The 20,615-nt window shown below is 60.5% G+C and carries 18 protein-coding genes; 1 reads left to right on the top strand and 17 read right to left on the bottom strand.

Annotation, left to right across the window (positions count from 1 at the left end; genetic code table 11):
* Position 1: 1 nt before the first annotated feature.
* The 17 genes from ACEW8N_RS08970 to ACEW8N_RS09050 all read right to left on the bottom strand — a co-directional run bounded on the left by ACEW8N_RS08970 (position 2) and on the right by ACEW8N_RS09050 (position 20,329).
* A complete protein-coding gene (locus ACEW8N_RS08970) occupies positions 2–1,261 on the bottom strand; it encodes a protein GlmU (RefSeq protein WP_373499474.1) in 1,260 nt (419 codons plus the stop codon).
* A 1-nt stretch (position 1,262) separates the two neighbouring features.
* The gene (locus tag ACEW8N_RS08975; protein WP_373499475.1) at positions 1,263–2,150 is read right to left on the bottom strand and encodes a glycosyltransferase family 2 protein; all 888 of its coding nucleotides are present in this window, start codon (positions 2,148–2,150) and stop codon (positions 1,263–1,265) included.
* A 3-nt stretch (positions 2,151–2,153) separates the two neighbouring features.
* Positions 2,154–3,377: a glycosyltransferase gene (locus ACEW8N_RS08980; RefSeq protein WP_373499476.1), complete on the bottom strand. Its 1,224-nt coding sequence runs from the start codon at positions 3,375–3,377 to the stop codon at positions 2,154–2,156.
* A 43-nt stretch (positions 3,378–3,420) separates the two neighbouring features.
* Positions 3,421–5,844, bottom strand: coding sequence for a glycosyltransferase (locus ACEW8N_RS08985; RefSeq protein ID WP_373499477.1), 2,424 nt, complete (start codon positions 5,842–5,844; stop codon positions 3,421–3,423).
* Entirely contained in the window at positions 5,841–6,944 is a 1,104-nt protein-coding gene (locus ACEW8N_RS08990; protein ID WP_373499478.1) for a glycosyltransferase family 4 protein, read from the bottom strand. Before ACEW8N_RS08990 ends, ACEW8N_RS08985 begins: the two co-directional genes overlap by 4 nt.
* On the bottom strand, positions 6,941–9,070 hold the full coding sequence (locus ACEW8N_RS08995) for a hypothetical protein (protein ID WP_373499479.1): 2,130 nt from the start codon (positions 9,068–9,070) through the stop codon (positions 6,941–6,943). The genes ACEW8N_RS08990 and ACEW8N_RS08995 overlap by 4 nt, the downstream gene beginning before the upstream one ends.
* Before the next feature lie 4 nt (positions 9,071–9,074).
* Positions 9,075–9,992, bottom strand: coding sequence for a glycosyltransferase family 2 protein (locus ACEW8N_RS09000; protein WP_373499480.1), 918 nt, complete (start codon positions 9,990–9,992; stop codon positions 9,075–9,077).
* A 97-nt stretch (positions 9,993–10,089) separates the two neighbouring features.
* Positions 10,090–10,503, bottom strand: coding sequence for a GtrA family protein (locus ACEW8N_RS09005; protein WP_373499481.1), 414 nt, complete (start codon positions 10,501–10,503; stop codon positions 10,090–10,092).
* A 132-nt stretch (positions 10,504–10,635) separates the two neighbouring features.
* Positions 10,636–11,784, bottom strand: coding sequence for a glycosyltransferase family 4 protein (locus ACEW8N_RS09010; protein ID WP_373499482.1), 1,149 nt, complete (start codon positions 11,782–11,784; stop codon positions 10,636–10,638).
* 43 nt (positions 11,785–11,827) lie between these two features.
* Entirely contained in the window at positions 11,828–12,724 is an 897-nt protein-coding gene (locus ACEW8N_RS09015) for a glycosyltransferase family 2 protein (RefSeq protein WP_373499483.1), read from the bottom strand.
* A 17-nt stretch (positions 12,725–12,741) separates the two neighbouring features.
* Positions 12,742–14,346: a glycosyltransferase family 4 protein gene (locus ACEW8N_RS09020; RefSeq protein ID WP_373499484.1), complete on the bottom strand. Its 1,605-nt coding sequence runs from the start codon at positions 14,344–14,346 to the stop codon at positions 12,742–12,744.
* 15 nt (positions 14,347–14,361) lie between these two features.
* Positions 14,362–15,699 carry a glycosyltransferase gene (locus tag ACEW8N_RS09025; protein ID WP_373499485.1) on the bottom strand — a complete coding sequence of 446 codons (1,338 nt, stop codon included), beginning with the start codon at positions 15,697–15,699 and terminating at the stop codon, positions 14,362–14,364.
* A 21-nt stretch (positions 15,700–15,720) separates the two neighbouring features.
* Positions 15,721–16,749, bottom strand: coding sequence for a hypothetical protein (locus ACEW8N_RS09030; protein ID WP_373499486.1), 1,029 nt, complete (start codon positions 16,747–16,749; stop codon positions 15,721–15,723).
* 2 nt (positions 16,750–16,751) lie between these two features.
* Entirely contained in the window at positions 16,752–17,285 is a 534-nt protein-coding gene (locus ACEW8N_RS09035; RefSeq protein ID WP_373499487.1) for a DapH/DapD/GlmU-related protein, read from the bottom strand.
* A gap of 16 nt (positions 17,286–17,301) precedes the next feature.
* On the bottom strand, positions 17,302–18,141 hold the full coding sequence (locus ACEW8N_RS09040; RefSeq protein WP_373499488.1) for a sulfotransferase domain-containing protein: 840 nt from the start codon (positions 18,139–18,141) through the stop codon (positions 17,302–17,304).
* Entirely contained in the window at positions 18,138–19,463 is a 1,326-nt protein-coding gene (locus ACEW8N_RS09045; protein ID WP_373499489.1) for an ABC transporter ATP-binding protein, read from the bottom strand. Before ACEW8N_RS09045 ends, ACEW8N_RS09040 begins: the two co-directional genes overlap by 4 nt.
* 26 nt (positions 19,464–19,489) lie before the next feature.
* A complete protein-coding gene (locus ACEW8N_RS09050) occupies positions 19,490–20,329 on the bottom strand; it encodes an ABC transporter permease (protein WP_373499490.1) in 840 nt (279 codons plus the stop codon).
* 123 nt (positions 20,330–20,452) lie between these two features.
* Between ACEW8N_RS09050 and ACEW8N_RS09055 the strand changes: the two genes are divergently transcribed.
* Positions 20,453–20,605, top strand: coding sequence for a hypothetical protein (locus ACEW8N_RS09055; RefSeq protein WP_373499491.1), 153 nt, complete (start codon positions 20,453–20,455; stop codon positions 20,603–20,605).
* The last annotated feature ends 10 nt before the right edge of the window (positions 20,606–20,615 follow it).

Raw genomic sequence — 20,615 nt, forward strand, 5'->3', positions numbered from 1 at the left:
TTTATTTCATCGACCCCATCTCCGGGATCAGGTCCGCGGCATCCTCCGTGACGGCGGCCGCAACCCCCTCCAGCCACCGCGTCCCGGAAGCCGCCGCCTCCGGTTTCAAGGCCTTGATGACCGTGAGGTAATCCCTTCCCGACCGGTCGATCTCTTCCGCCAGTTTTGTCAGGAACCCATCCCTCAGGCGGGCGTCCCCTCCCCTGTCGCGGGCGCGGCCCATCATCTCTTCGATATCCGGCCACCGGTCGAAAAGCGCCTGTTTCTGGGCGATGAGCTGCGCGGACGCGTTTTCTCCGGCGCCCGCCCGGTAGATGTCAATCGCCGCAGGCATTTTTCGCGACAACGCGCGCAGCCGTGCCACGCGCTCATCGATGCCCCGGGCAAGCGTTTCGATCAGCCCGTCCAGCAGCGCCTGCGGGAACTCCCCCGAAACCAGCAGGGCGCGGGCATGCCGGTACCACTGCATCAGCGCCGTCAGATTGGCCACGTACGCAAGATTGTTGTTGAAAATGCGCTTGATGTTAGGATATGTCCCGGAGGAAAACGGTACGCTTCCGCCTCTCGGGGCGGCCCCGATCAGGAGCCTCCCCGGCCGCAGTTCGTCCTTCCGGTAGATGCACCCGGCGGCGATCACCGTGCCGAAAGCCAGGCGGCACGGCCCCACCAGTCCCCCCTGCCCCCCCAGAAAGATGGGCCGCTCCCGGAGCATCACGCCGCGGGGCACGTCCCCCAGAAGCGACGCCGTGGCCTTGTCCTGGTTCGGGGTGAAATTGAAGTGGATGTAGGAGCTGCCCACCTCGCTGTGATCCTGTTTCCCGGTCCCTCCAGACATGAGGCAGTCGCAGAAATTGATGAGGCTCCCCAGGGTGACAAAGGGAAAGAGGAGGGTCTGCTTGAGCCCGACGGTGTGGGCGATGCTTGCCGCCTCCTCCAGGATGGTGCCCTCCCGGACATGGGCGCCGGCGCCGGCTGCGGAACCCTTGAGAAAGACGGCACCTGAAAAATATCCCCCGGCAAGCCGGACCTCCGGCCCGATATAGCAGTCCTTCACCGTCACCGGCCCTTCCAGACCGATCACCGCCCCCCTGAGGATCAGGGTGGAACTGCCGTAGATCTTCGTGCCGGCGTAGAGGGTGACGCCGTCGCCGGAAATTCTTTCGATGTCCACCTCCGGCCCGATGTCCACACTCTCGGGGTTGGGGATGGTCACCCCTTTTTTCAGCAGAAAATCGATGTGAATCCGCTTTTCCAAAGTCATCTCAGTCTCCTTTTCCGACCCTTGCACCCGCATGCGCCCTGTTCAGATCCACCCAGATCTTATCCCATTCCACGGCCTCCATCCGCGACACAGGGAGGGCGCGATGCCTGAGGACACGGTAGTCGAGCCCGGTCCCGATGGCGATGCCATCCAGAATCCCCTTGCAGGCCTGCTCGAAAACGCCTATCGACAACCCATACCGCCGCGTGGAGAAGGCCTCCCTTGCCAGCGCGGCCGAATAGGTCATCCTGCCTTTCAGAATTTTTGTCAAGGATAGACGCGCCTGGCGATACCCCAGCAGAATCCTCGGGATGCCGTGAAATCGGCTGGTCCGGAAGGAGGACAGGAGCAGGCACTGATCCTCCGAGCGGGCATTGACCGGATCATAGGGGTGGGCATGAAACCATTTCAGGCGCCCCATCCATGTGGGATGCGGAAAATAGAACCCTCCCCATGGATGACGGCAGATATCCTCATGGCGTTCCCGGAAAGGATAGGTCCCGATGATGCGGCCGTCCGAGTCGAAAATCAGGACGCGCGCGCAGACCAGATCGACGCCGGGGTGACGGTCGAGGCAGTCGGCCTGGATCGCGAACCGCTCGGGATAGGCCACGTCATCCCCGTCCATGCGGGCAAAATAGCGGCCTCTGCCGAGGGCCACGGCCTGGTTGAGGCGGCGGGGAAGCCCCCGGTTGACGCCGTCGGACAGAATATGGATCCGCGGGTCGGGAAGGCTTCGGGCGACCGCAACGGTGTTGTCGGTCGAGCCGTCGTCGATGATCAGGAGTTCCCAGCTTTCCATGGTCTGGCCCAGGATGGACCGAATCGCTGCTGCAATCGTCTTTTCGCAATTGAACACGGGCATGCCGATACTGACCAGGGGTGCCATGGACTACTGCTCCGGGAACATCCGGCCGGGCAGGCCCGATGCGGTAAAAGTTTTTCTTCCCATAAACCGCCAGCTCATTTCAAACACCAGTCTTCTCGCGGCCCTGGGTCCGCGCTTCCTTCCCCAGACGGCCGAGCATCCGGACACCAGGGCCTGTTTCAGCCACGCCGTCGGCCGGCTCATGCGATGGGCCGCCGCAGCTTGGGAGAGCAATGTCTCAAGACGAAGGGATCCGGCTTCCCCCCCGCCCTTCCCGGAACGATTCCCCTTTGCGCGCAAGGCGAACGCAACGACGTCAGCCATCCGCTGTTCATAGGTATGGGCCTGTCGGGTTCGATGGAACCCGCGGAGCGCCATGGCATCCCGCCGATCCGGGCTCTTCAGATAATTTTGTATTTTTACGGCAAGCTCCGGAAGGGTGCGAAACACATCGATCTCCTCGCCGATTCGATACCAGCGCTCCAATCCGGGGGCGGTTTCCGTCATTAGAAATCCGCCGGCGCCGGGCACCTCGAAGGTCCTGGCCTTGATCTGGCGGCCCTGCCGGGAATTGGAGAAATTGAGGCTGATCACCGACTGCCGCATGATCTCCGGGATTTGACGGGCATCGACGGAGCCTTCCGGCCACCCGTGGCCGAAGCAGCGGACGGCGATCCCGCGCCTGCCAAGATCCCGGATCCACTGCGGCCGGTTTCCCTGGGCGGCCCCGACAAAGGTCACCGGAAACCGGCATTGGGAGGCCGGAAGCGGCGCCGCCATGGCAGATGAATTGGCCGCCCACTGGGTCAAGAGGACGTTGGGAATACCGTCCCGACGATATTTGGGAACCACTTCCGGGTAAGTGGTCGTCATGGCGTCGTAGGCCCTGCCGATGAGCCGTGAAACCTCGCGGTATTTCCATGAATCGTCGGTGGTCCAGCAAACCGTCGCGACATCCGCCGTTTTCCGGATGACTTCAAGCGTCTCGATCCAGATTTCATAGTTCATCTGCACGGCAAGAAGGATATCCGGGCGTTCCCGCAGAACCGCCTTCAGCAGGGCCAGGTTCAGCGCGGCAAAATCGGCGTGGGAGGCCCGGTTCCACGATTCGAAATGAATCACCTCATGGCCCAGGTGTTCGAGCGCCGGAATGAACGCGGCGTATTCCGTGCCGAATCCGCGCGCCGGATCGCCATACTGGTGCTTCCCGAAAACACACATGATTTTCAGCCGGGGCCGGTGAATCATTTAAGGCATCTCAAAACCGGGTCGTGCCGCCCTTCCCGCACTTTCAATGGGACTCCCTTTCCTTCCGCAGGCCTTTATACAGGGACTCGATTTTCCGGATCAACCGATCCCTGCCGTACTGGGCCTCGACATAGCGCCGGGCCGCTGTCGTCCTTTCCCGCCCGGCGGCTGCGTCCTCGGCGATCAGATAGTTCAGTCCTTCGGCGAAAACGTCCGCATCCTGCCTTCGGCACAGGACGCCCCGTTCACAAACGGCGAACCCGTTTTTTCCCCTTCCCCCCGAGGCCCCGCCCAGAAGATCGCCCACGCCGCCCGCATCGGTGGCGATCACCGGCACTGACGCGGCCATGGCTTCGATGATCGAAACCGGCGTTCCCTCGTTGTTGGACGTCAAAGCCAGGATGTCCAGATCGGCGTAGACCATGGGGATCTCCTTGATCCATCCGCAAAATTTGACGAATTCGGCAATGCCCAGCGCCCGGCACTCGGATTCCAATTCGCTCCTGAGTTCTCCATCCCCCACGACGGCAAAGGTGATCGGCCTGCCGGGGTGAGTCGCCAGCACCTGTCCGGCGGCATGCAAAAACAGCCTGTGGTTCTTGATGGGGACCAGGCGGCCGACGATGCCGATAAGGACGTCGTCCGCCGGGACGCCCATGCGTTCTCGAAAGGCCCCCCGACGCTTCCTTGCGGCCCGGAAAGGCGTCAGATCGAATCCAAGCTCGATCACTTGAATCTTTTTCGGGCTTCCGATACGGTAGGTATGCACCAGATCCCGTTTCTGGCTCGGGCTGATGGCCAGGACGGCGTCGGCGGCCCGCCCCAGGAACCGTTCGATATTCACGAACATCGCCGATCTCAGCCGATTGAAATATCCTTCGAAAACATGGCCGTGGAAGGTGTGCACCATGGCGACGTTTTGTTTTCGGAGGGCGTTGTACAGGATCACCGCAAACCGTGCGGTGAAGCCGGCCTTGGCGGTATGGGTGTGGACGATATCCGGACGCTCTCTTCCGATCAGGCGCAGGATCTGAAGGAAGGCGCGAATATCCAGAATCGGCCGGATCTCCCGTTGAAGCTCCGAAATCATGAGCGGCCTGGAATCCCCGGGGCGAAAAAGGTAGGCCATATTCCCTTCCCCCGATGAAATCCTCCCGGTGACGACCCGTGTTTCAAATTTCCGGGGATTCAGCCCGGTTGCCAAGAGGTGGACATGACTCGCCGGCCCCCCGATATTGAGCCGTGAGATAATGAGAAGCACCTTGATCTTCTTTTCGGAAGGCCTTTCGATGATTCCGCCTGGAACGCGCGGTGGTTTCGCGGGCATCGGCCTGCCGGGGCGGGCGATCTGCAGGGGCCTGTCATGGTAGATCGAGGCGACCCGGTCGATCATCGTTTCGCTGGTAAAATGACGCCTGACCCTTTCGTATCCAGCGTTTCCAAAGGCTTCCCGCAGATCGGGCCGCTCCAGCATCAGGTTGACGGCCCCGGCCAGCTTATGCGCGCTGAACGGGGGGACGACCAGCCCGGTTTTGCCGTGCTGGTTGACAAAGGAGGTCCCGCTCATGATCTCGGTGCTGACAACGGGTTTTCGGCAGGCCATGGCCTCGATCTGGACGATGCCGAAGGCCTCGCTGCGGAGAACGGACGGCAAAACAAACAGGTCGCAGGCGTGGAGGTAGGTCACCAGGTCCCGGTCCGAGCGCTCTCCCAGAAATACCACCCTTTCGCGGAGATCCGCGGCCGCCGCCTGCTCCCGAAGCGCCCTCTCGAGCGGCCCCGTCCCGATAATGAGCAGCACGGCGTTGATCTCCTTCATGGCATCGATCAGGATGCCCAGCCCCTTGTAATACCTGAACCGGCCGATAAACAGGAGGATCGGCCGCGGGAAGGCGCGACGCACGCCGAGGATGGATGCCGCGTCGGCTTTTTCAGGTGAAAATCGCGACAGATCGATCCCCAGGGGGACCACCCGGCATTTGAAACGGTATTGATTCAGCACGGCGGAAGAGTTCAGATAGGCCGGGGAGGTGGCGATGATCGTCTCCGCCTTGTCCAGAAAGCGCTCCATGAAGGGGGAATAAATCTTGCCCAGCCGCTCCTGACGGACGATATCGCTGTGATAGGTGACAATGACCCTTTTGTCCAGGCCGGTCATCAGGTATGATAATTCGGCCGTGGGGTTGGGAAAGTGAAAATGGAGGACATCCGCCTCCCTTGCGAGTTTTCTCAGCCAATGGATGAAGGTCGCATTGAGCGGCGCCGACGTGAGTCTTCCCAACTGCGGCACCCGGGTGACGCGGATCCCGTCGATCTCTTCTTCCAGCAGGCGGAATCCCGTGTTCGACACCAGGACGGAGACGTCGTATCCCCGCCGCTTCAACCCGTTGGCCAGCAGGTTGATGTGCCCTTCGATCCCCCCCCGGACCGGCGGGAAATAATCCTTGTAGACCTGCAGCACCTTCACGTGGACATCACCTCCTGGAATATCCGCTGCATCCCCCGTGCGGCCCGGCTCCAATTGAATGCGTCCGACCGTTTCCGGCCCCGCTGAACAAGGACGTTTCTCAGATCCTTGTCTGAAATCAGTCGTGCCATGGCCCGGGCGATCTGCCCTACATCGCGGGGATCCACCAGGAGCGCCGCGCCGCCGGCGATCTCTGGCATTGCGGAGACAGTTGCGGTAATGACGGGCGTCCCCGACATCATGGCCTCGAGGACGGGAAACCCGAACCCTTCATACAGGGAGGGAAAGACCAGGCCCAGGGCGTTTTTGAAAAGCAGCCCCAGTTCCCCTCTCGACACATATCCGGTAAGATGGACAAAGGGCCTCAGGGGATGCCCGTCAAGCATTCGGATGAATGACGCGTTTTTCCATCCCGACGCTCCGGTGATGACCAGGTGGATGCCCTGTTCCGCGGCCTGGATCCGTTCATAGGCCTCGAAAATTCTATCGAAATTTTTCCGAGGCTCCAGGGTCCCGACAAACAGGAAATAGGCTGCCGGTCGCTGGAAAAGCGGCGCCTCGGCGGCGTCCGGCGACGGGAAAAGGGGCACGCCTGAATGGACCGTCCGGACCCGGGCGGGTTTGACGCGATACCGGCGGAGAATCTCCTCCCGCGTCGCATGGGAAACGGCGACGATCCGGTCCGCCGACATCAGCGACAAGCCCATCAGCATCCGTTCAACAATCAGATGAGCCGGCGGCATGGTCTCCGGGAACAGCAGATGGACGACGTCGTGAATCGTCACGATTTTTTTGACGCCCGGCGGCAGCAGCAGCGGAAGATGATGCCGGGGGCCCCAGAAAAGGTCCAGCTTCAGCCGCAGCGCCGCCGCCGGTGCAGCCGACTGCATCCATGCCGTGCTCAGCAGCTTCCCGGGGCATCCGCCCTCGTGTTTCGACCAGTTGGGGTTGTTGATGTCATAATCAACATGCGTATTCGATATCAGAACGTAATGGTGGGTCCGGTCGATGGCCTGAAACTCATCGAGCAGGAACTTGAGATAAAATCCGATCCCCGTCAACTGATAGCTGAGGGGTCTGGCGTCGATTCCGATCCTCATGGCGTTGTGGGTGCTATCCCCTCCCCTGCGGCGTTTACCTGTCGAGGCGCCTGGATTTCTTCGTCGGCCGCCATGCTTCGCTTCACCCATCCGTCAATCCAGATGCCCAGCTCGCGGGTATCATCATTCTCGCCCAACACCTTGGGGATGAAGGTTCGGCTGACATTCAACTCCAGCCGGAGCCCTTCTCCCTTCAGGGATGGGTCAAGATCGACGAGGAGAGCGAAAGGCCCGCTGCGCTCGAACAAGACATCCTTCATGAGGCCCTCCGCGCCGGTGACGGTGAGACGGCACGGAAGAACATGATTGGGGACATATCCGCTAAGGAGCAGCCGATCCGCGCCCATACCCGATGCGATGGCCACCCCTGCCTTTCGGCCGATCCAGCCGTCTTCCCACCGCCCCTCCCAGAGAAGGTCAGGGGATTGGGCCGCTTCGGTCCCGTCATGGATCGGGGTTCCCGCGACCTGATACAGTTCGTATCCAAAGGTATAGTCCTTCAATCCTATGCCGGATGGATGTATCTCAATGCCTTTCCATCCAAAAGTTTGGCCGGAAACCCGTTCCATGGCGAAATCCCCACCGCCGTATCGCGTGTTGAGCAGAGTGAGAATTTCTGCGGGATCCTGGCCGCCACGGGGACTGATTCCCCGTAACACCCATCTTGACGGGCGCGCGCCTGTATCCATAAGAATGAAATCCCCTTGTTTCGGGACGAATGCGTCTCTGTCCGGAATCTTGGTGACACCGTGAAGGCGCAGCACCTCCGGCGTCAGTTCCAGGTCTTGAACAAAGCTCTTGATTCCCGTCACCTGCAGACTTTCCCGGCCATGGATATTCCGGACGAGAATATTCGCCTGGGTCACGGGCTCCTCCCAAAAAGTCCAGTCTACGGCCAAGAGTCGCTGTCCGGGCGATGCCGCGCTCATATAATCGGTGATACTATCCGTGAAGATTTTATCCTGGGCGATCTGGGCTCGGGCAATGTAGATGAAATAGGGAACGGAATAGAGCCTGGTAAGAAAGAAAATCCCCCCGAGGATAATGATGAACCGCCTGGATGATGCCAGCGGCGCCATTGAGACAAAGAGGATCCCTGCGATCGAGAAGAGTGCGGCGGGAATCAGCAGATAATATCCCATCGGCCAACGCCAGATCAGTTGGCCCCCCATATAAGCCGCTCCGGTCATGAAGAGGGCAATGCTGAAAACCGTCCTATGGATGTCGCCGTGAACCTGAGATCTCACCAAGGCACCAAAAGAGATGAACCAGGCTGCTCCGGCTGCCAGCCCCATAAGAATGACATCCGGCGTCTGGGTCAGATAATACTCCAGATTGCTCAGCACCAGGCTCATGGTTATCGGGTAGGTGGTATATTCGCTCGATGCATCGGGAGGAACCAGGAGATACGCGGTCAGCCGGACGATCCCGATCGATACGAGCGACGCTGTCAGCAGCCGGAGATATGTCCGGCAGACAGAATCGGCATCACCCGCGTTCCAGACTTTTTTCAAAAGCCACGCCGCCACGACCCCTGAAAACGCAAAAACGACGAAAACAACAGCCGTCTCCTTGAAAAGGAGAGCGACGACCGCGAGCAGCGCCCATGCCAACCATGCAACACCATCGGCGATTCCCGCCGCCCGGGAGCCCCTCCCGGTCCATCGAAAAGCCGCACAGAAGCAGCACATCAGCAACAGCAGCAGCAGCAGGATGGGGTCCGCCTTTCCCAGGGTATAAGCGTTTTCGGCGACAGGAGATGATGTCAGAACGAGGAAGGCCGCGGCAAGACCCCAACGGGGCGACTTGGACCATCCGGCGACCACCCGGAAGGCCAGCATCGCGATAATCAGAAACACCAAGGATTGAACAAGATAAAACCCCCGCAGATGAAACCCGAAAAATTGGTGAAAAATAGCATAATACAGGTTATAGGCCGGACGAAACCGCCCCGAGTCGCTGTTGGGCATCAGCAGCATCGGATCCTCGGAAATGGTCGCTCCGACCCAGAGATTCGTGGGATCATCCAGGTAGCACCAGTTGGGGAAAAAAACGGATGGCAAGATGAACACGGCCCAGATGCCCATCACCATCAGCGGATACCGGATATGCTTAGGTTCATTCATGACTTCATACCGACATCTGTTTGATGACATAGGTCGGTCTCCGTTTGGACTCAATGAACATTTTTCCGAGATATTCGCCTATCAATCCCAGGGATATCAATTGAATCCCGCCCAGCAGCAGGATGGTCATCAGCAAAGAAGCCCAACCGGGCGTAGCCAGTTTTGTAAAAAGCTTCACATAGGCGGCATACAGAAGATATGAAAACGAGATGATGGAGCAGAAAAGACCTGTAAACGTTGCAACCCGAAGGGGAAAGATGCTGAAGGAGGTAACCCCCTCGATGGCGAATGAGACCATCTTGACCAGGGAGTATTTGCTGCGCCCCGAGAACCTCGGCTGGGCCGTGTATTCGATTCCTGTCTGCCTGAAGCCAAGCCAGGATACGAGCCCTCTTATAAAAAGCCAGTTTTCCTGAAATTTCTTCAATTCATCGACCACTTTTCTATCCAGCAGGCGGAAATCGGCAGCTCCGAGAGGAATCTCGATTTCCGAGAGCCAATTGATGAGGAGATAAAACGCCTTCGATGTCGCCCGCTTGAAAAAACCAGTGCCCGGAGAGTCTCTCCGGATGGTATAAACGACATCATATCCCTCTTTCCACTTCTCTATCAGCTTACCGACCAGCTCAGGAGGATGCTGCATATCAGCGTCCATGCTGATCACACACTCCCCCATGGCATGATCCAGGCCTGCCTTGAGCGCTTTCTGATGACCGAAATTCCGGGACAACGAGATATACTTCACAAATTTTTCCGTCTTCATGATCCCTTGAATCTCGGCAAGGGTTTGATCCGTACTGCCGTCATCGACAAAAATAAGCTCAAAATCCGCCTTTCCCTCAAGGCAGGCTTTTAATTTGACGACGATCTCCTCGATATTGCCCGCCTCGTTATAAGCTGGAATTACGATCGATATCACCATGGGTATCCTCTGGATCATTTCCCGATGCCGATGTCAACCGGCATGATACGGCTATGCGCACACGATGCTGCAATCGTATTTTTCAGCATTGTTTCAATCATCTGAAGACCCAATATCTGTTGGCCGCATAATTGATAACGGTTATACCGGCCATCACAAAAACCCAGCTGACTGTTGGATTATTATTGAATACATCAACGAGAACATGAATCATATACACGCTGAGCAGCAGCATGACCGACTGTAAAATAAGAAAGAGAATAAAATTACGTACGGCCTTATCGTGGCTTTTGAATGTCCATTTTCGATTCCAATGGAAACTCCAGGCAATTCCCGCGCCATAGCTGAAACACTGGGATATTGATGCATTGTTTACAAACAACAGATAGTACGCCGCCATAAATACGATATAGGATATGACCGTATTTGAAATGCCGACAATGACGAAACGATAAAAGCTGTTATCGAAATTGTGGGCGAAATTTCTCATGACCGCGATGGCGGACCACACAGGCCGTTCTCTTGAAAATAAATCGCCAATGGCGGTGATATCCTGAGGCAATACATTATGGTTATCGATCCAATGTCATTACCCTGAACGGCGCTGCTCTCTCACAGACCCTGCATGATGAAAGGCGATGGATCAGGTTTCATCCATCAGCCGGCGGTAAACGGCCAGGGTCCGGGCCGCGCTCCGCTCCCAGGAGAATTTCCGGGATTGGCAGTCGGCCCGCTGTTTCAGGGTCTCCCGCAGACCGGCGTCGGCCGCAAGCCGCCCAAAGGCGCGGGCGATATCCGAAACATCCCATGGATCCACATACAGGGCCGCGTCTCCCGCCACCTCCGGCAGGCTGGTGTCATGGGAGGTGATGACCGCGGCCCCCAGGGTCATGGCCTCCAGCACCGGGAGGCCGAAGCCTTCGTATAGGGAAGGATAGACGAAGGCGAAACAGTTCCGGTAGAGCCAGATCAGCTCTTCGTCCGCGACATAGCCGAGGGGCATGACCTCTCCTTGCAGTCCCAGCGAATGGATGTAGGCCTCGAGATCCTCCTCCATCCATCCTTGGCCTCCGGCCAGCACCAGCGGAAAGGCGTCCTTCGCGCCGTTCCGGTATTCGGCATAGGCCGCGAGCATCCGCCGGAGGTTCTTCCGGGGCTCCAGGGTGCCGACGCTCAGCCAGAATTCACCCGGATGGAACCTTTCGGATCGGCCCGAAGGGGCCCCGGTGGCCTGATCCGGCCCGAACCGGCTGCCCAGGGGAACCACCGTGATGCGATCCGGGGGATAATGGGGGAACACCTCCAGAAAACTCTCCCGGGAAAAGGCCGAAACCGCGATGATGGCGTCCGCATGCAGGGACGCCCGGAAGACCCCGTTGAAGCAGATCCACCGGTTCTGTTCGGTGGTGAACTCCGGATGCATGAGAAAGCTGATGTCGTGCAGGGTGTAGAGCAGCCGCGCGCGGGTCAACCCCGTTGGGCAGAAGAAATTATTGGCATGGATGATATCCGGGCTGCCCAGGGCGTCTTCCTTTTCGGGGGTCATCCCCTCCCAGAAGATCCGGCCTTCATCCGGGTTCCGGCCGACGGGAATCCGCCTGACGCGGGGATGTTCGACCCTTGTCGTGGTCTTGAGGGCGTCCGGGTCCCGGAAGTCTCCGCCGAAATGGGGGTACAGGAGATAGGCGTTCTCCGGATCCGTCCGGATCAATGCCCGGATCAGGGCATCCGCCACAAACCCGCATCCGGCCTTGTTGTTCCCGGTCTGGCTGACGTCAAAACCGATTTTCATCGCCCCCCCTTGCAAGGTGTCGGCGTCCTGGCGCACGCCGGATTCATCCGAACTGGCGGACCACGTTTTTCAACGAGCCCAGCAGCCAGCCCGCCATGGTCATGAATTCCCGCGGGGAAATCTTTCTTTTCCAGTGAAAGAAGGCGTACATGGCCTGGCCTACCAGCCGCACGACGAATTCCAGGTTTTGCGAGGGGTGGGCGCGGTCGAGCCCTCTCTGATCCGCCTTTACATGAGCGTACCCGTAAATCCATTTGACCGGCACCGCCCCCAGGGTCCGCTTCAGCATGTCGTTCATCTCCCGGTGGACGGCGACCCTTGCCCCGAGCGTCTTATTGCTGTCGTACATCCGCGATCCGGCGAGAAACCGGTTCATGCGGGCGAAGGGCGTCGTCCGGCCGATGCGCAGCCAGTATTCGTAGTCCATGCAGTATTGAAGGCGGTCGTCCAGGAGCCCGACCCTTTCCGCCAGGCTTCGCCGGAAAAAAACCGACGGCTGGCAGATGAAGCAGATCTCCTTGAGCCGCTCATAATCCCAGTCCTCGGTATAGTAGGGCTCGATGATCCGGTCCTCCGCGTCGATATGATGGGCGTCTCCGTAAAGGATGTCCACGTCTGGGCGGGCCTCGAAGTATTCCAGGACGGCGGCCAGGGCCCCGTCATAGTAGACATCGTCGCTGTTGAGCCACCCGATGATCTCCCCCCGGGACCTCCGGATACCCTTGTTGACGGCGTCGGCCTGCCCCCTGTCGGGTTCGGAGGTCCACTGGACCCGATCCCCGTAACGCTTCAGGATATCGACCGTGCGGTCCCGGCTGCCCCCGTCGACGATGATGTATTCGAGCCCCGGTATCTTCTGCTTGAGCACGCTTTCGATGGTTCTTTCGATAAAGATCCCCTGTTTGTAGGAAGGGGTAACGATGCTGATGGATGGGGCCACGCGGTCACGCTCCTTTTTTACGAATGCTTCAACAATGATACGCTTTCTCCGTCCGGAGAGACGACGGAGCACCCTCGGCAGATCACCCCCAGCCTGCGATTATCCGGCCCCATGCCGCACAGGGCGGGCTGGAACACGGGTGAAACGATGAGGGAGACTTCTCCCCGGCGGGCGGGCAGCGGCAAGGAAAGCACCCGCTCCTCCCCCCTGGCCAGACGCTCCCGCCGGACCCGCTTTCCGTTTTCGATCACCGATACAAGGCGCCTTCCGCCGGGCAGCTCCACCGGTGCCTCCAGGAGAATTTCCAGACGACGGCCGTCGGGCCCCGGGCCGTAGGTGATGGACACCTCCTCCGCCGTCCATCCGTCCTCGAACATCCCGGCCACGCCGTCTGCAAGCCCTGCGGGGCAGCCCAGGGCCTCCCGGAAGACCTCCAGGTATCCCCGGATCATCCTTTCGGACCGGTATTGCTGGGCCCGCAGTCTTCCCCGGCCTGCCAGGTCCGCCGCCAGGGACGGGTCTCCGGTAATCCGCGCCATGGCCGCCACCATCTCCCCGGGCTTCCTGGGATCAAAGAAGAGGGCCGCATCCCCCGCGACCTCGGGAAGGCTCGTGACATTGCTGCACAGCACCGGCTTCCCCAGGGACATGGCCTCGACCACGGGGATCCCGAAGCCTTCATACAGGGACGGAAAGATCAGAAACCGGCTTCCCTGCCAGACAACGTCCAGCTCCTCCTGGGGCAGAAACCCCAGAAAGTGAACGTGCTCCCGGATCCCCATCCCTGCCGCGGCCTGTTTGAGAAGACGCTCCTCATCCACCAAAGCCCCGGTGAAGGCGAGGTCCGGGGCCAGGTCCGGATGCCGGTGCCGAAACATGCCGTAGGCCGTCAGCAGCATCCGGTGGTTTTTGTGGGGCCAGAAATTGGCGGGATAGAACATATAGGGCCGCTGATGAATCCCCAGCCTTTGCAGCACGGCCTGTCGGGTCTCCGGCGGGATGTCCGCACCCAGGCGCGACTGGATGCAGTTGTAGACGACATGGGTCTTTTCCGGGTCCGCGTTCAGGTGGCGGAGGACCGAATCCCGAACATTTTCGGAGATGCAGACGATCCGGCCGGCCTTGGCACGCACGTCCGCCATGAAAAGGTTCCGGGTCTCGATCTCTTTCTCCGGGAAGAACTGGGGATAATCCTTGTGCTGCATGTCGTGGATCACCGATACGGTCGGGATCCCCGGCTCGATATGGGTGGGCGCCGTAAACGGACAGAAGAGCAGGTCCACGCCGCGGGACGTGAGGGAACGCCTTCGGGCGAAGGTCCCCCGGGGAACCTTCCGCCTCACGATGGCCGCAAGTTTCCGGAGCACCCTGCCCGTTCGCCCGTGAAAGCGGTCCAGAAATGCGGACCGCGACGGCGATTTATCCAGGATCAGGAGACGCGTCATGGTCGGCGCCTCCAGACCGGCCAGTTCGTCGTGGTTCCACGAGGCCGTCAGGAGCAGAAACCGGTGATCCCCAGCCTCGCGCTGAAACGCCCGCAGGAGTTCCAGGGTCAGGATCTTGACGCCCCCGTTCTCGCCGCCGGGCATCATGGGGGTCACATCGACTGCAATCAGCGCCATGGTCGTCCGATTTTCCTACGCCTCGGGGGTGTCCGCGGGCTGGGGGGAGATCATGCCGAGCTTTCTCAGGACCCGGACGGGCATCCGGGTCGCCAGGTGGTCGTAGCGCCGGCCGAGGGCCTCGATCTGCCGCGCCTGGTCCTGGATGACCTCAAAGCGTGCGGCCCGGTCCGCCTCGCTCTCCGCAAGCAGGGCGCCCAGCTCCTCGATCTGGATCCTCCGGGCGTCGCGATCCGCCTCGCTCTCCGCGAGCTGCTTCCCGATCGACTCGACCTGCGCAAGGCGGGCGTCGCGGTCCGCCTCGCTCTCCTTCAATTGGGCGATGAGGCCCGTGATCTCCTCATCCCGCGTATGGATAACCCGGTGAAGCGCTTCCAGTTTTTCCTCCAGACCCGTCAGATACCCTTTTCGCTCTGCCGCGACGGCGGCCATCTCCGCCAGCGGATCGGCGCCCGCGGTCCGCTCGGGAAAGCCGTAGTCACTGTCGGAGAAGAGGCTCAGGGGGATCAGGTTTTCCGTGTGCAGAAATTCAAGCGCCCGCTGGAAATCCTTCGAGAAAAGGCCCGTGGCGCGATCCTCCCGGGTCAGCCCCTGGAGGGTGATGATGATGTAGTAGAGGACGCCGGGCGTGGCCGGGAGCCCCGTATGGCCGGCGATGACCCTTGCAATCTCGGCGCACCGCTCCATGCCGCCGGAAAGGGATTTGGTCTCCCGGTACTCCCGGGAGGCCGCGACCGGGTGATCCACCGGGGCCGCGGGATACGCCTTGGCCAGGCGGATCCAGAGATCGTAGTCCATGCAGTATTTCAGCCCCTCGTCCAGAAGGCCCACGGAGAAAAGCGGGTCCCGCCGGATAAAAACCGTGGGCTGCAGGATGTAATCAAACCCGTAGACCAGGGCCGCAACGTCGAAGACGGGCTTGTGGGGCCAGAAGTTGCCGATAAGTCCGCCCTCCCGGTCCACCCGGATGCCGGTGCCAAAGAAGAAGCCCGGCAGTTTACCGTCTGCGGACAGCTCGCGGTGCTTTTCCGCCACCGCCTCAAAGGCCCCCGGAAGGTAATAATCGTCGGAGTTCATCCACGCCACCAGCTCACCTGTGGCCCGGCGGAACCCCTTGTTGACGGCGTGGCTCTGGCCGTTGTCCGGGGCGCTCTCCCAGAAGGCCAGATGCTTCTCATACCGCTGGATGATCTCGATGCTCCCGTCCGTCGAGCCGCCGTCCATGATCATGTATTCCAGGTTCGGGTATCCCTGGTCCAGGACGCTTTCGATCGCCTGGACAAGGAACCCTGCCTGGTTATAGGACGGGGTGATGATGGAAATCCTGGGGGATGCGTCAGGGTGATGTTTCATCGTGTGCAGAACCATTCTGGATTAAAGGTTTCGGCGGAAGATCGATGCCGCCCACAAGGTTGCCCGCTTGAAAAAGCGCCGGCTTTCCAGGCGCTGGATGACCCGGTCCCGGTGGACGATGGTCTGCCGCCGCATGTCGGCGATGGTCTCAAGCTGGGCGATGGCCGCATCTTTCTGGCGGATGAGGTCTTCCATCAGCGCGCGGTTTCGATCCGTTTCCTGCGCGATGCGGCCCCAAGCCTCTTCCCGGGCCGACAGGACCGCGGCCGTCTCCCTTCGGTCGGCGTCGTGCCGGCGCCTCTCCTCGTCGCAAGCCCGGCGCAGGGCCGCAAGTTCCCGGACCGTTTCCTGGTGGATCCGGGCCAACGTCTCGTGGGCTTCCGAAAGCGTTTCGTATTCCCGGCTGAGGCGCGGCCAGTCCCGAAAGGTATTGACGACCTCCAGCCAGTCCACCCCGGTTTCGTGGACGAAGCGCTGGAAAGGCTCAAGAAGCGCTTCGGGATAGAAAACGATCACGTCGTTTGCGACCATCATCCGGTGCACGGGGCTCAGTTCCAGGAGGGCCTTCACGATATCGTGGAAATCGGGCCACTGCCCGTAATCATGGGGCCTGCCGGGCGTGCAGAGAAACAGCCTTGCGTCGTCGATGAGGACGACGCTTTCGGGATGGATGCGGCCGATGGCCCGGATCTCCCCCAGCAGCGGGCATTGGGAGCGGGCGCCCTCCGCCTTCTGTTCATCGTCGCTGCACCAGTGGGCGTCCAGCCAGAACATGGCGGGGGTTTCATCGACATCCCGCGCGAGGCCGCCGATCAGGGCCGCCGAATCCCCCTTCAGGAGGACGACATCGGGGTCATCCCGGAACCTTTTCACGGCGTCCTGATAGTATTCATCGGACAGCTCGATGGAGACGGTCCTGGCGAAATAGGGCCGGACCGCGGCCACCGTATCCCCCTTGAGGGTGCCGGTCTCGATGAAGGTTTCTATGGGCAGAAACCGCTTGAAGAACCGGATCAGATCGACATCGATGGAAAAGCTCACCGCACCCATGCTTACCGCCCCCCCTCCACCACCAATGCTTCGAGGGCCGCCTGGACCGATTCGGGCCGGAATTCCCGAACCCGAGCGGGGCTGCCGAAACAGACGGCGTAGCGGGGCACGTCCCGGGTGACGAGGGAGCCCGCGCCCACGGCCGCACCCCTGCCGATGGTCACCCCCGGCAGCACCACGCTGTGAGCACCCAGCATGACGTCGTCCTCGATGACGACCTTGCCCTTGACCATGCTCTTCCACATCTCCTCCTCCCGGAAGTCATGTCCCAGGGAGGTGATGGCCACGTGGCTGCCGATCATGCACCGGGACCCGATCTCGATATAGGCCCCGCACCACATGTGCACAAACGGCGCGATGGAGGTGTTGTCCCCGATGGTGAGGGCCTCCGGCGTGTGAATGACCACCGGAGGGTAGAGCATGAGGTTCTCGCCGCAGCCGCCCAGGGACGCGATGAGCTGTTCGGTCCTCGCAGCGTCCAGCCGGCGGAGGAAGCGCCGGTAAACGGCCCTTTTCATGCGATTCAGAAGAAACATGGTGCGGCCCTCTCCATCACCCCTGCCTGACGGCCGCCATGGCCTTCAGGCGACGATCCAGATCGTGGATCGATGTCAGTCTTTCATGATTTTCGCGGGAAAGCCGCCGGAGGAGCGTGACCATCTCTTCGGCCATGGCAAGGAACTCGCCGGGGACCTCCCGAATCAGATGGACGCAGGAGAGATCATTTTCATAGCCCAGCCCGCGCATCAGCTCCCCGTGAAACCGCTCGAACAGAAACCGCTCGGCAAGCCCCCATTCCGGGTCCGCCGCAAAACGGGTTTCGGCGCGGTTGAAGAAGTCGGGCTCCACCTCCCGGAGCCGTCCGATGGGGTTTTCCCACGGCGCGATCTCCCCCGTGAACCGGATGAAGCAGGCGATGCGGGCCAGCACCTCCTCCGACACGTTCACCAGTTCCTCGAATCTCAGCACCAGCCGCTCCGGGGCGCTCCGGTCGTTCCAGACCCGGTAGTGGGTCGTCCAGTCGCCGCAGACATCGTCGCCGATGATGAGGCTTGCGATGGATTTGTCGATGCCGTTGTAGTCCCGGTGAAACTTCCGGTAGCTCGTCACCGAGAGCCTCCCGTCCCGCACGACGTAGATGAACGGCTGTTCGTCCCTCGGGGGCAGGTGGGTCTTCACCAGGGAGAGCTCAGGCGATGCCAGTGCCTTTCCGTAGAAATCCTCCCAGGCCTCCTGCTTTTCCACGTGGCCGATCATGTCGGGGTTGTCCCTGAACTCGCCGGGCCTGTCGATGGGGACATCCTCGTGGGAGCAGAGCCCGAAGCAGCGCCGAAGAACGGTCCGCAGGAGGGTGTTGCCGGACCGGGGGTAGGAGGCCAGCCAGACGATCATGGCATTTCCTTTACATTCATGAACCGCCCCTCGCTCGGGATGCCGAACATCCCGAAAAAGGGCGCGACCTGGTTTTCATAATCCCATGTGATCCCGATGGGCCCCAGCCAGGGGGTGGCGTCGATCTCGACCCCTTTGTTACGAGAGCCGATCCGCTGGCCGAGCTTGACGGCAAAGGTGTACAGCCCGGCCTCGATCATGGCGGTGGCCTGCATCTCGAAAACGGTCATCTCCCCCGGGGCGAGCCGGGGAATCTCCATGCCCAGGGTGTAAGACCCGCCGGAAAAAATGATCTGGTCATACCGGTTCTTCATGACCACCGTGACGTGGAACTCTTCTTCGGCGAACACCTGGTAGAGGACCCGGATGCGCAGCTTCTCGCCGATCCGGGCGGCCAGGGTCATCTCGTTTTCGCTGTTCAGCACGGAAACCGCGAGGATCCGGGCCTTTCCGTCTCCGGTCCCGGCTGACGTTTCCGGTGCGCCGTCCCGGACCCATACGGCATTCTCCTTGAAGGCAAGGACATCGTCGTCCGGAGCGGAACGCTCCGCCGCGGGCGCCGCCTTCTCTCCAGCCGCCGGCTCCGGCCGGTGGTCCTCCTGGATGAACCGCTGGATGGCCTGCTGGCTCTGGCCCAGGCACTTCATCCGGCCGTGCTTCAGGTAGAGAACACGGCCGCAGAAGTCCCGCACGAGGGTGAGATCGTGGGAGACAAAGAGAATGGTGACGCCCTGCTCCCGGAGGGCTTTCATGCGGCGCATGCACTTCTGCTGGAAGAAAATGTCCCCGACGGAGAGGGCCTCATCGATGATGAGGATGTCCGGATCCACGGCCACCTGAACCGAAAAGGCCAGTCGCACGAGCATGCCCGTCGAATAGGTCTTGACCGGGCGGTTGATGAAGTCGCCGATGTCGGCAAACTCCAGGATCTTCGGGTACTTCTCGTCGGTCTCTTCCCTCGAAAGCCCCAGGATGGCGGCGTTCAGGTATACATTCTCCCGGCCGGTGAATTCCGTATTGAACCCGGCGCCCAGCTCCAGAAGCGCTGAGATACGTCCGTTCACTGAAAGCTCGCCCTCCGTCGGCTGGAGGGTGCCGCAGATCATCTGGAGGAGCGTCGATTTTCCCGAGCCGTTGGCCCCGATGATGCCGAAGGTTTCCCCCCGGCCGATGTCGAAGGAGACATCCCGGAGGGCCCAGAACTCGCGGAAGTATTGCCTCCGGGACCGGAAGATCGACTGCTTCAGCCGGTCCATGGGCTCGCTGTAAAGATGGTAGCACTTGCCGAGGGCTTCGGTCCGGATGGCGATATCAGCAGCCATGACCCGCCCTTGATCCCGGCAGTCTTCTATACCACATCGGCAAATCCTTTGCGCGTCTTCATGAACCACAGGAACCCCAGAATCAGCGTCGCCAGAGAGAATGCAAACCCGCCGGCCCACACCCCCCAGTCCGGCGTCATTCCCCACAGGACCACCTTCCGGGCGTCCTCCACGAAAACGGCCATGGGGTTGATTCTGCACACGAACCGGAATCTCTCGGGCACGGCCTGGATCGGATAGAAGATCGGCGACAGGAAAAAGAGCATGGTCGTCAGGATGCTGATGGTCGCGCCGACATCGCGGACAAATACCCCCATGGACGCCAGAAAAAAGCCGCACCCGAGGGAGAGGCAGACCACCGGCAGCCACACCAGCGGAAGGAGCAGCACCGTCCAGTGGAGAAAATGGTTGAAGACCAGAAGCCCCAGGAGCAGCACCGCCAGGCTGAAGAGGGCGTTGACAAAGGCCCCGAGGAAGCCCACCACCGGCAGGATCTCCAGGGGAAAGACCACCTTCTTGACGAAATTGACGTTGTTCAGGATGGCCGTCGGCGCATGGTTGACGGTCTCCGAGAACATATTGAAGGTGATGAGCCCCATGAACAGGGCCATGGCGAAGGCCACCTTCCCCTCGTCCGGCTGAACGCCCCACTTGGATTTGAATATGGCGGAAAACACGAAGGTATAGATGGCCAGCATGACGAGGGGATGAACAAAGGACCACCCCAGCCCTACAATAGACCCCTTGTAGCGGCCGATCACCGCCCGCCACGTGAGCTGGCGGATCAGGTCTCGATACTGCCAGATGTGGGAGATAATCATAAGTGGGTTTAAAAATCTGCTGTAACGGCCGTCATGGGTCGCCATGGATTTGCTGCCTTCCGGTCTGATGCTTTAACGCTTGCTATCGGCCGTGTGATCCACTATAGTACGGGGCTTTCCAGCAAGCCCGAAGTGATATGCGCTATATATGAAATCAGGAGGAAAGTCATGCGAAAAAAAACCCCGATCATCCTTCTTGCCGTGTTTTCCATCCTGGCGGTCCATTCCGGTCCGGGGTGGGCCGCCGGCGAGGCGGCGAAATCAATCACGCTCCTCTATAGCGGGGACATGAACGGCAACATCCGGCCGGTCAACGAATGAGCGGGCAAAA

Source organism: Desulfococcus sp., from assembly GCF_041737845.1.
In the GTDB taxonomy this organism is placed as follows: Bacteria; Desulfobacterota; Desulfobacteria; order Desulfobacterales; family Desulfococcaceae; genus Desulfococcus.

Excerpts from the sequence above, each read along its gene's own strand:
- ACEW8N_RS08970 (WP_373499474.1), bottom strand. The coding sequence starts at position 1,261 with ATGACTTTGGAAAAGCGGATTCACATCGATTTTCTGCTGAAAAAAGGG.
- ACEW8N_RS08975 (WP_373499475.1), bottom strand. The coding sequence starts at position 2,150 with ATGGCACCCCTGGTCAGTATCGGCATGCCCGTGTTCAATTGCGAAAAG.
- ACEW8N_RS08980 (WP_373499476.1), bottom strand. The coding sequence starts at position 3,377 with ATGATTCACCGGCCCCGGCTGAAAATCATGTGTGTTTTCGGGAAGCAC.
- ACEW8N_RS08990 (WP_373499478.1), bottom strand. The coding sequence starts at position 6,944 with ATGAGGATCGGAATCGACGCCAGACCCCTCAGCTATCAGTTGACGGGG.
- ACEW8N_RS08995 (WP_373499479.1), bottom strand. The coding sequence starts at position 9,070 with ATGAATGAACCTAAGCATATCCGGTATCCGCTGATGGTGATGGGCATC.
- ACEW8N_RS09000 (WP_373499480.1), bottom strand. The coding sequence starts at position 9,992 with ATGGTGATATCGATCGTAATTCCAGCTTATAACGAGGCGGGCAATATC.
- ACEW8N_RS09010 (WP_373499482.1), bottom strand. The coding sequence starts at position 11,784 with ATGAAAATCGGTTTTGACGTCAGCCAGACCGGGAACAACAAGGCCGGA.
- ACEW8N_RS09020 (WP_373499484.1), bottom strand. The coding sequence starts at position 14,346 with ATGGCGCTGATTGCAGTCGATGTGACCCCCATGATGCCCGGCGGCGAG.
- ACEW8N_RS09025 (WP_373499485.1), bottom strand. The coding sequence starts at position 15,699 with ATGAAACATCACCCTGACGCATCCCCCAGGATTTCCATCATCACCCCG.
- ACEW8N_RS09030 (WP_373499486.1), bottom strand. The coding sequence starts at position 16,749 with ATGGGTGCGGTGAGCTTTTCCATCGATGTCGATCTGATCCGGTTCTTC.
- ACEW8N_RS09035 (WP_373499487.1), bottom strand. The coding sequence starts at position 17,285 with ATGTTTCTTCTGAATCGCATGAAAAGGGCCGTTTACCGGCGCTTCCTC.
- ACEW8N_RS09040 (WP_373499488.1), bottom strand. The coding sequence starts at position 18,141 with ATGATCGTCTGGCTGGCCTCCTACCCCCGGTCCGGCAACACCCTCCTG.
- ACEW8N_RS09045 (WP_373499489.1), bottom strand. The coding sequence starts at position 19,463 with ATGGCTGCTGATATCGCCATCCGGACCGAAGCCCTCGGCAAGTGCTAC.
- ACEW8N_RS09050 (WP_373499490.1), bottom strand. The coding sequence starts at position 20,329 with ATGGCGACCCATGACGGCCGTTACAGCAGATTTTTAAACCCACTTATG.
- ACEW8N_RS09055 (WP_373499491.1), top strand. The coding sequence starts at position 20,453 with ATGCGAAAAAAAACCCCGATCATCCTTCTTGCCGTGTTTTCCATCCTG.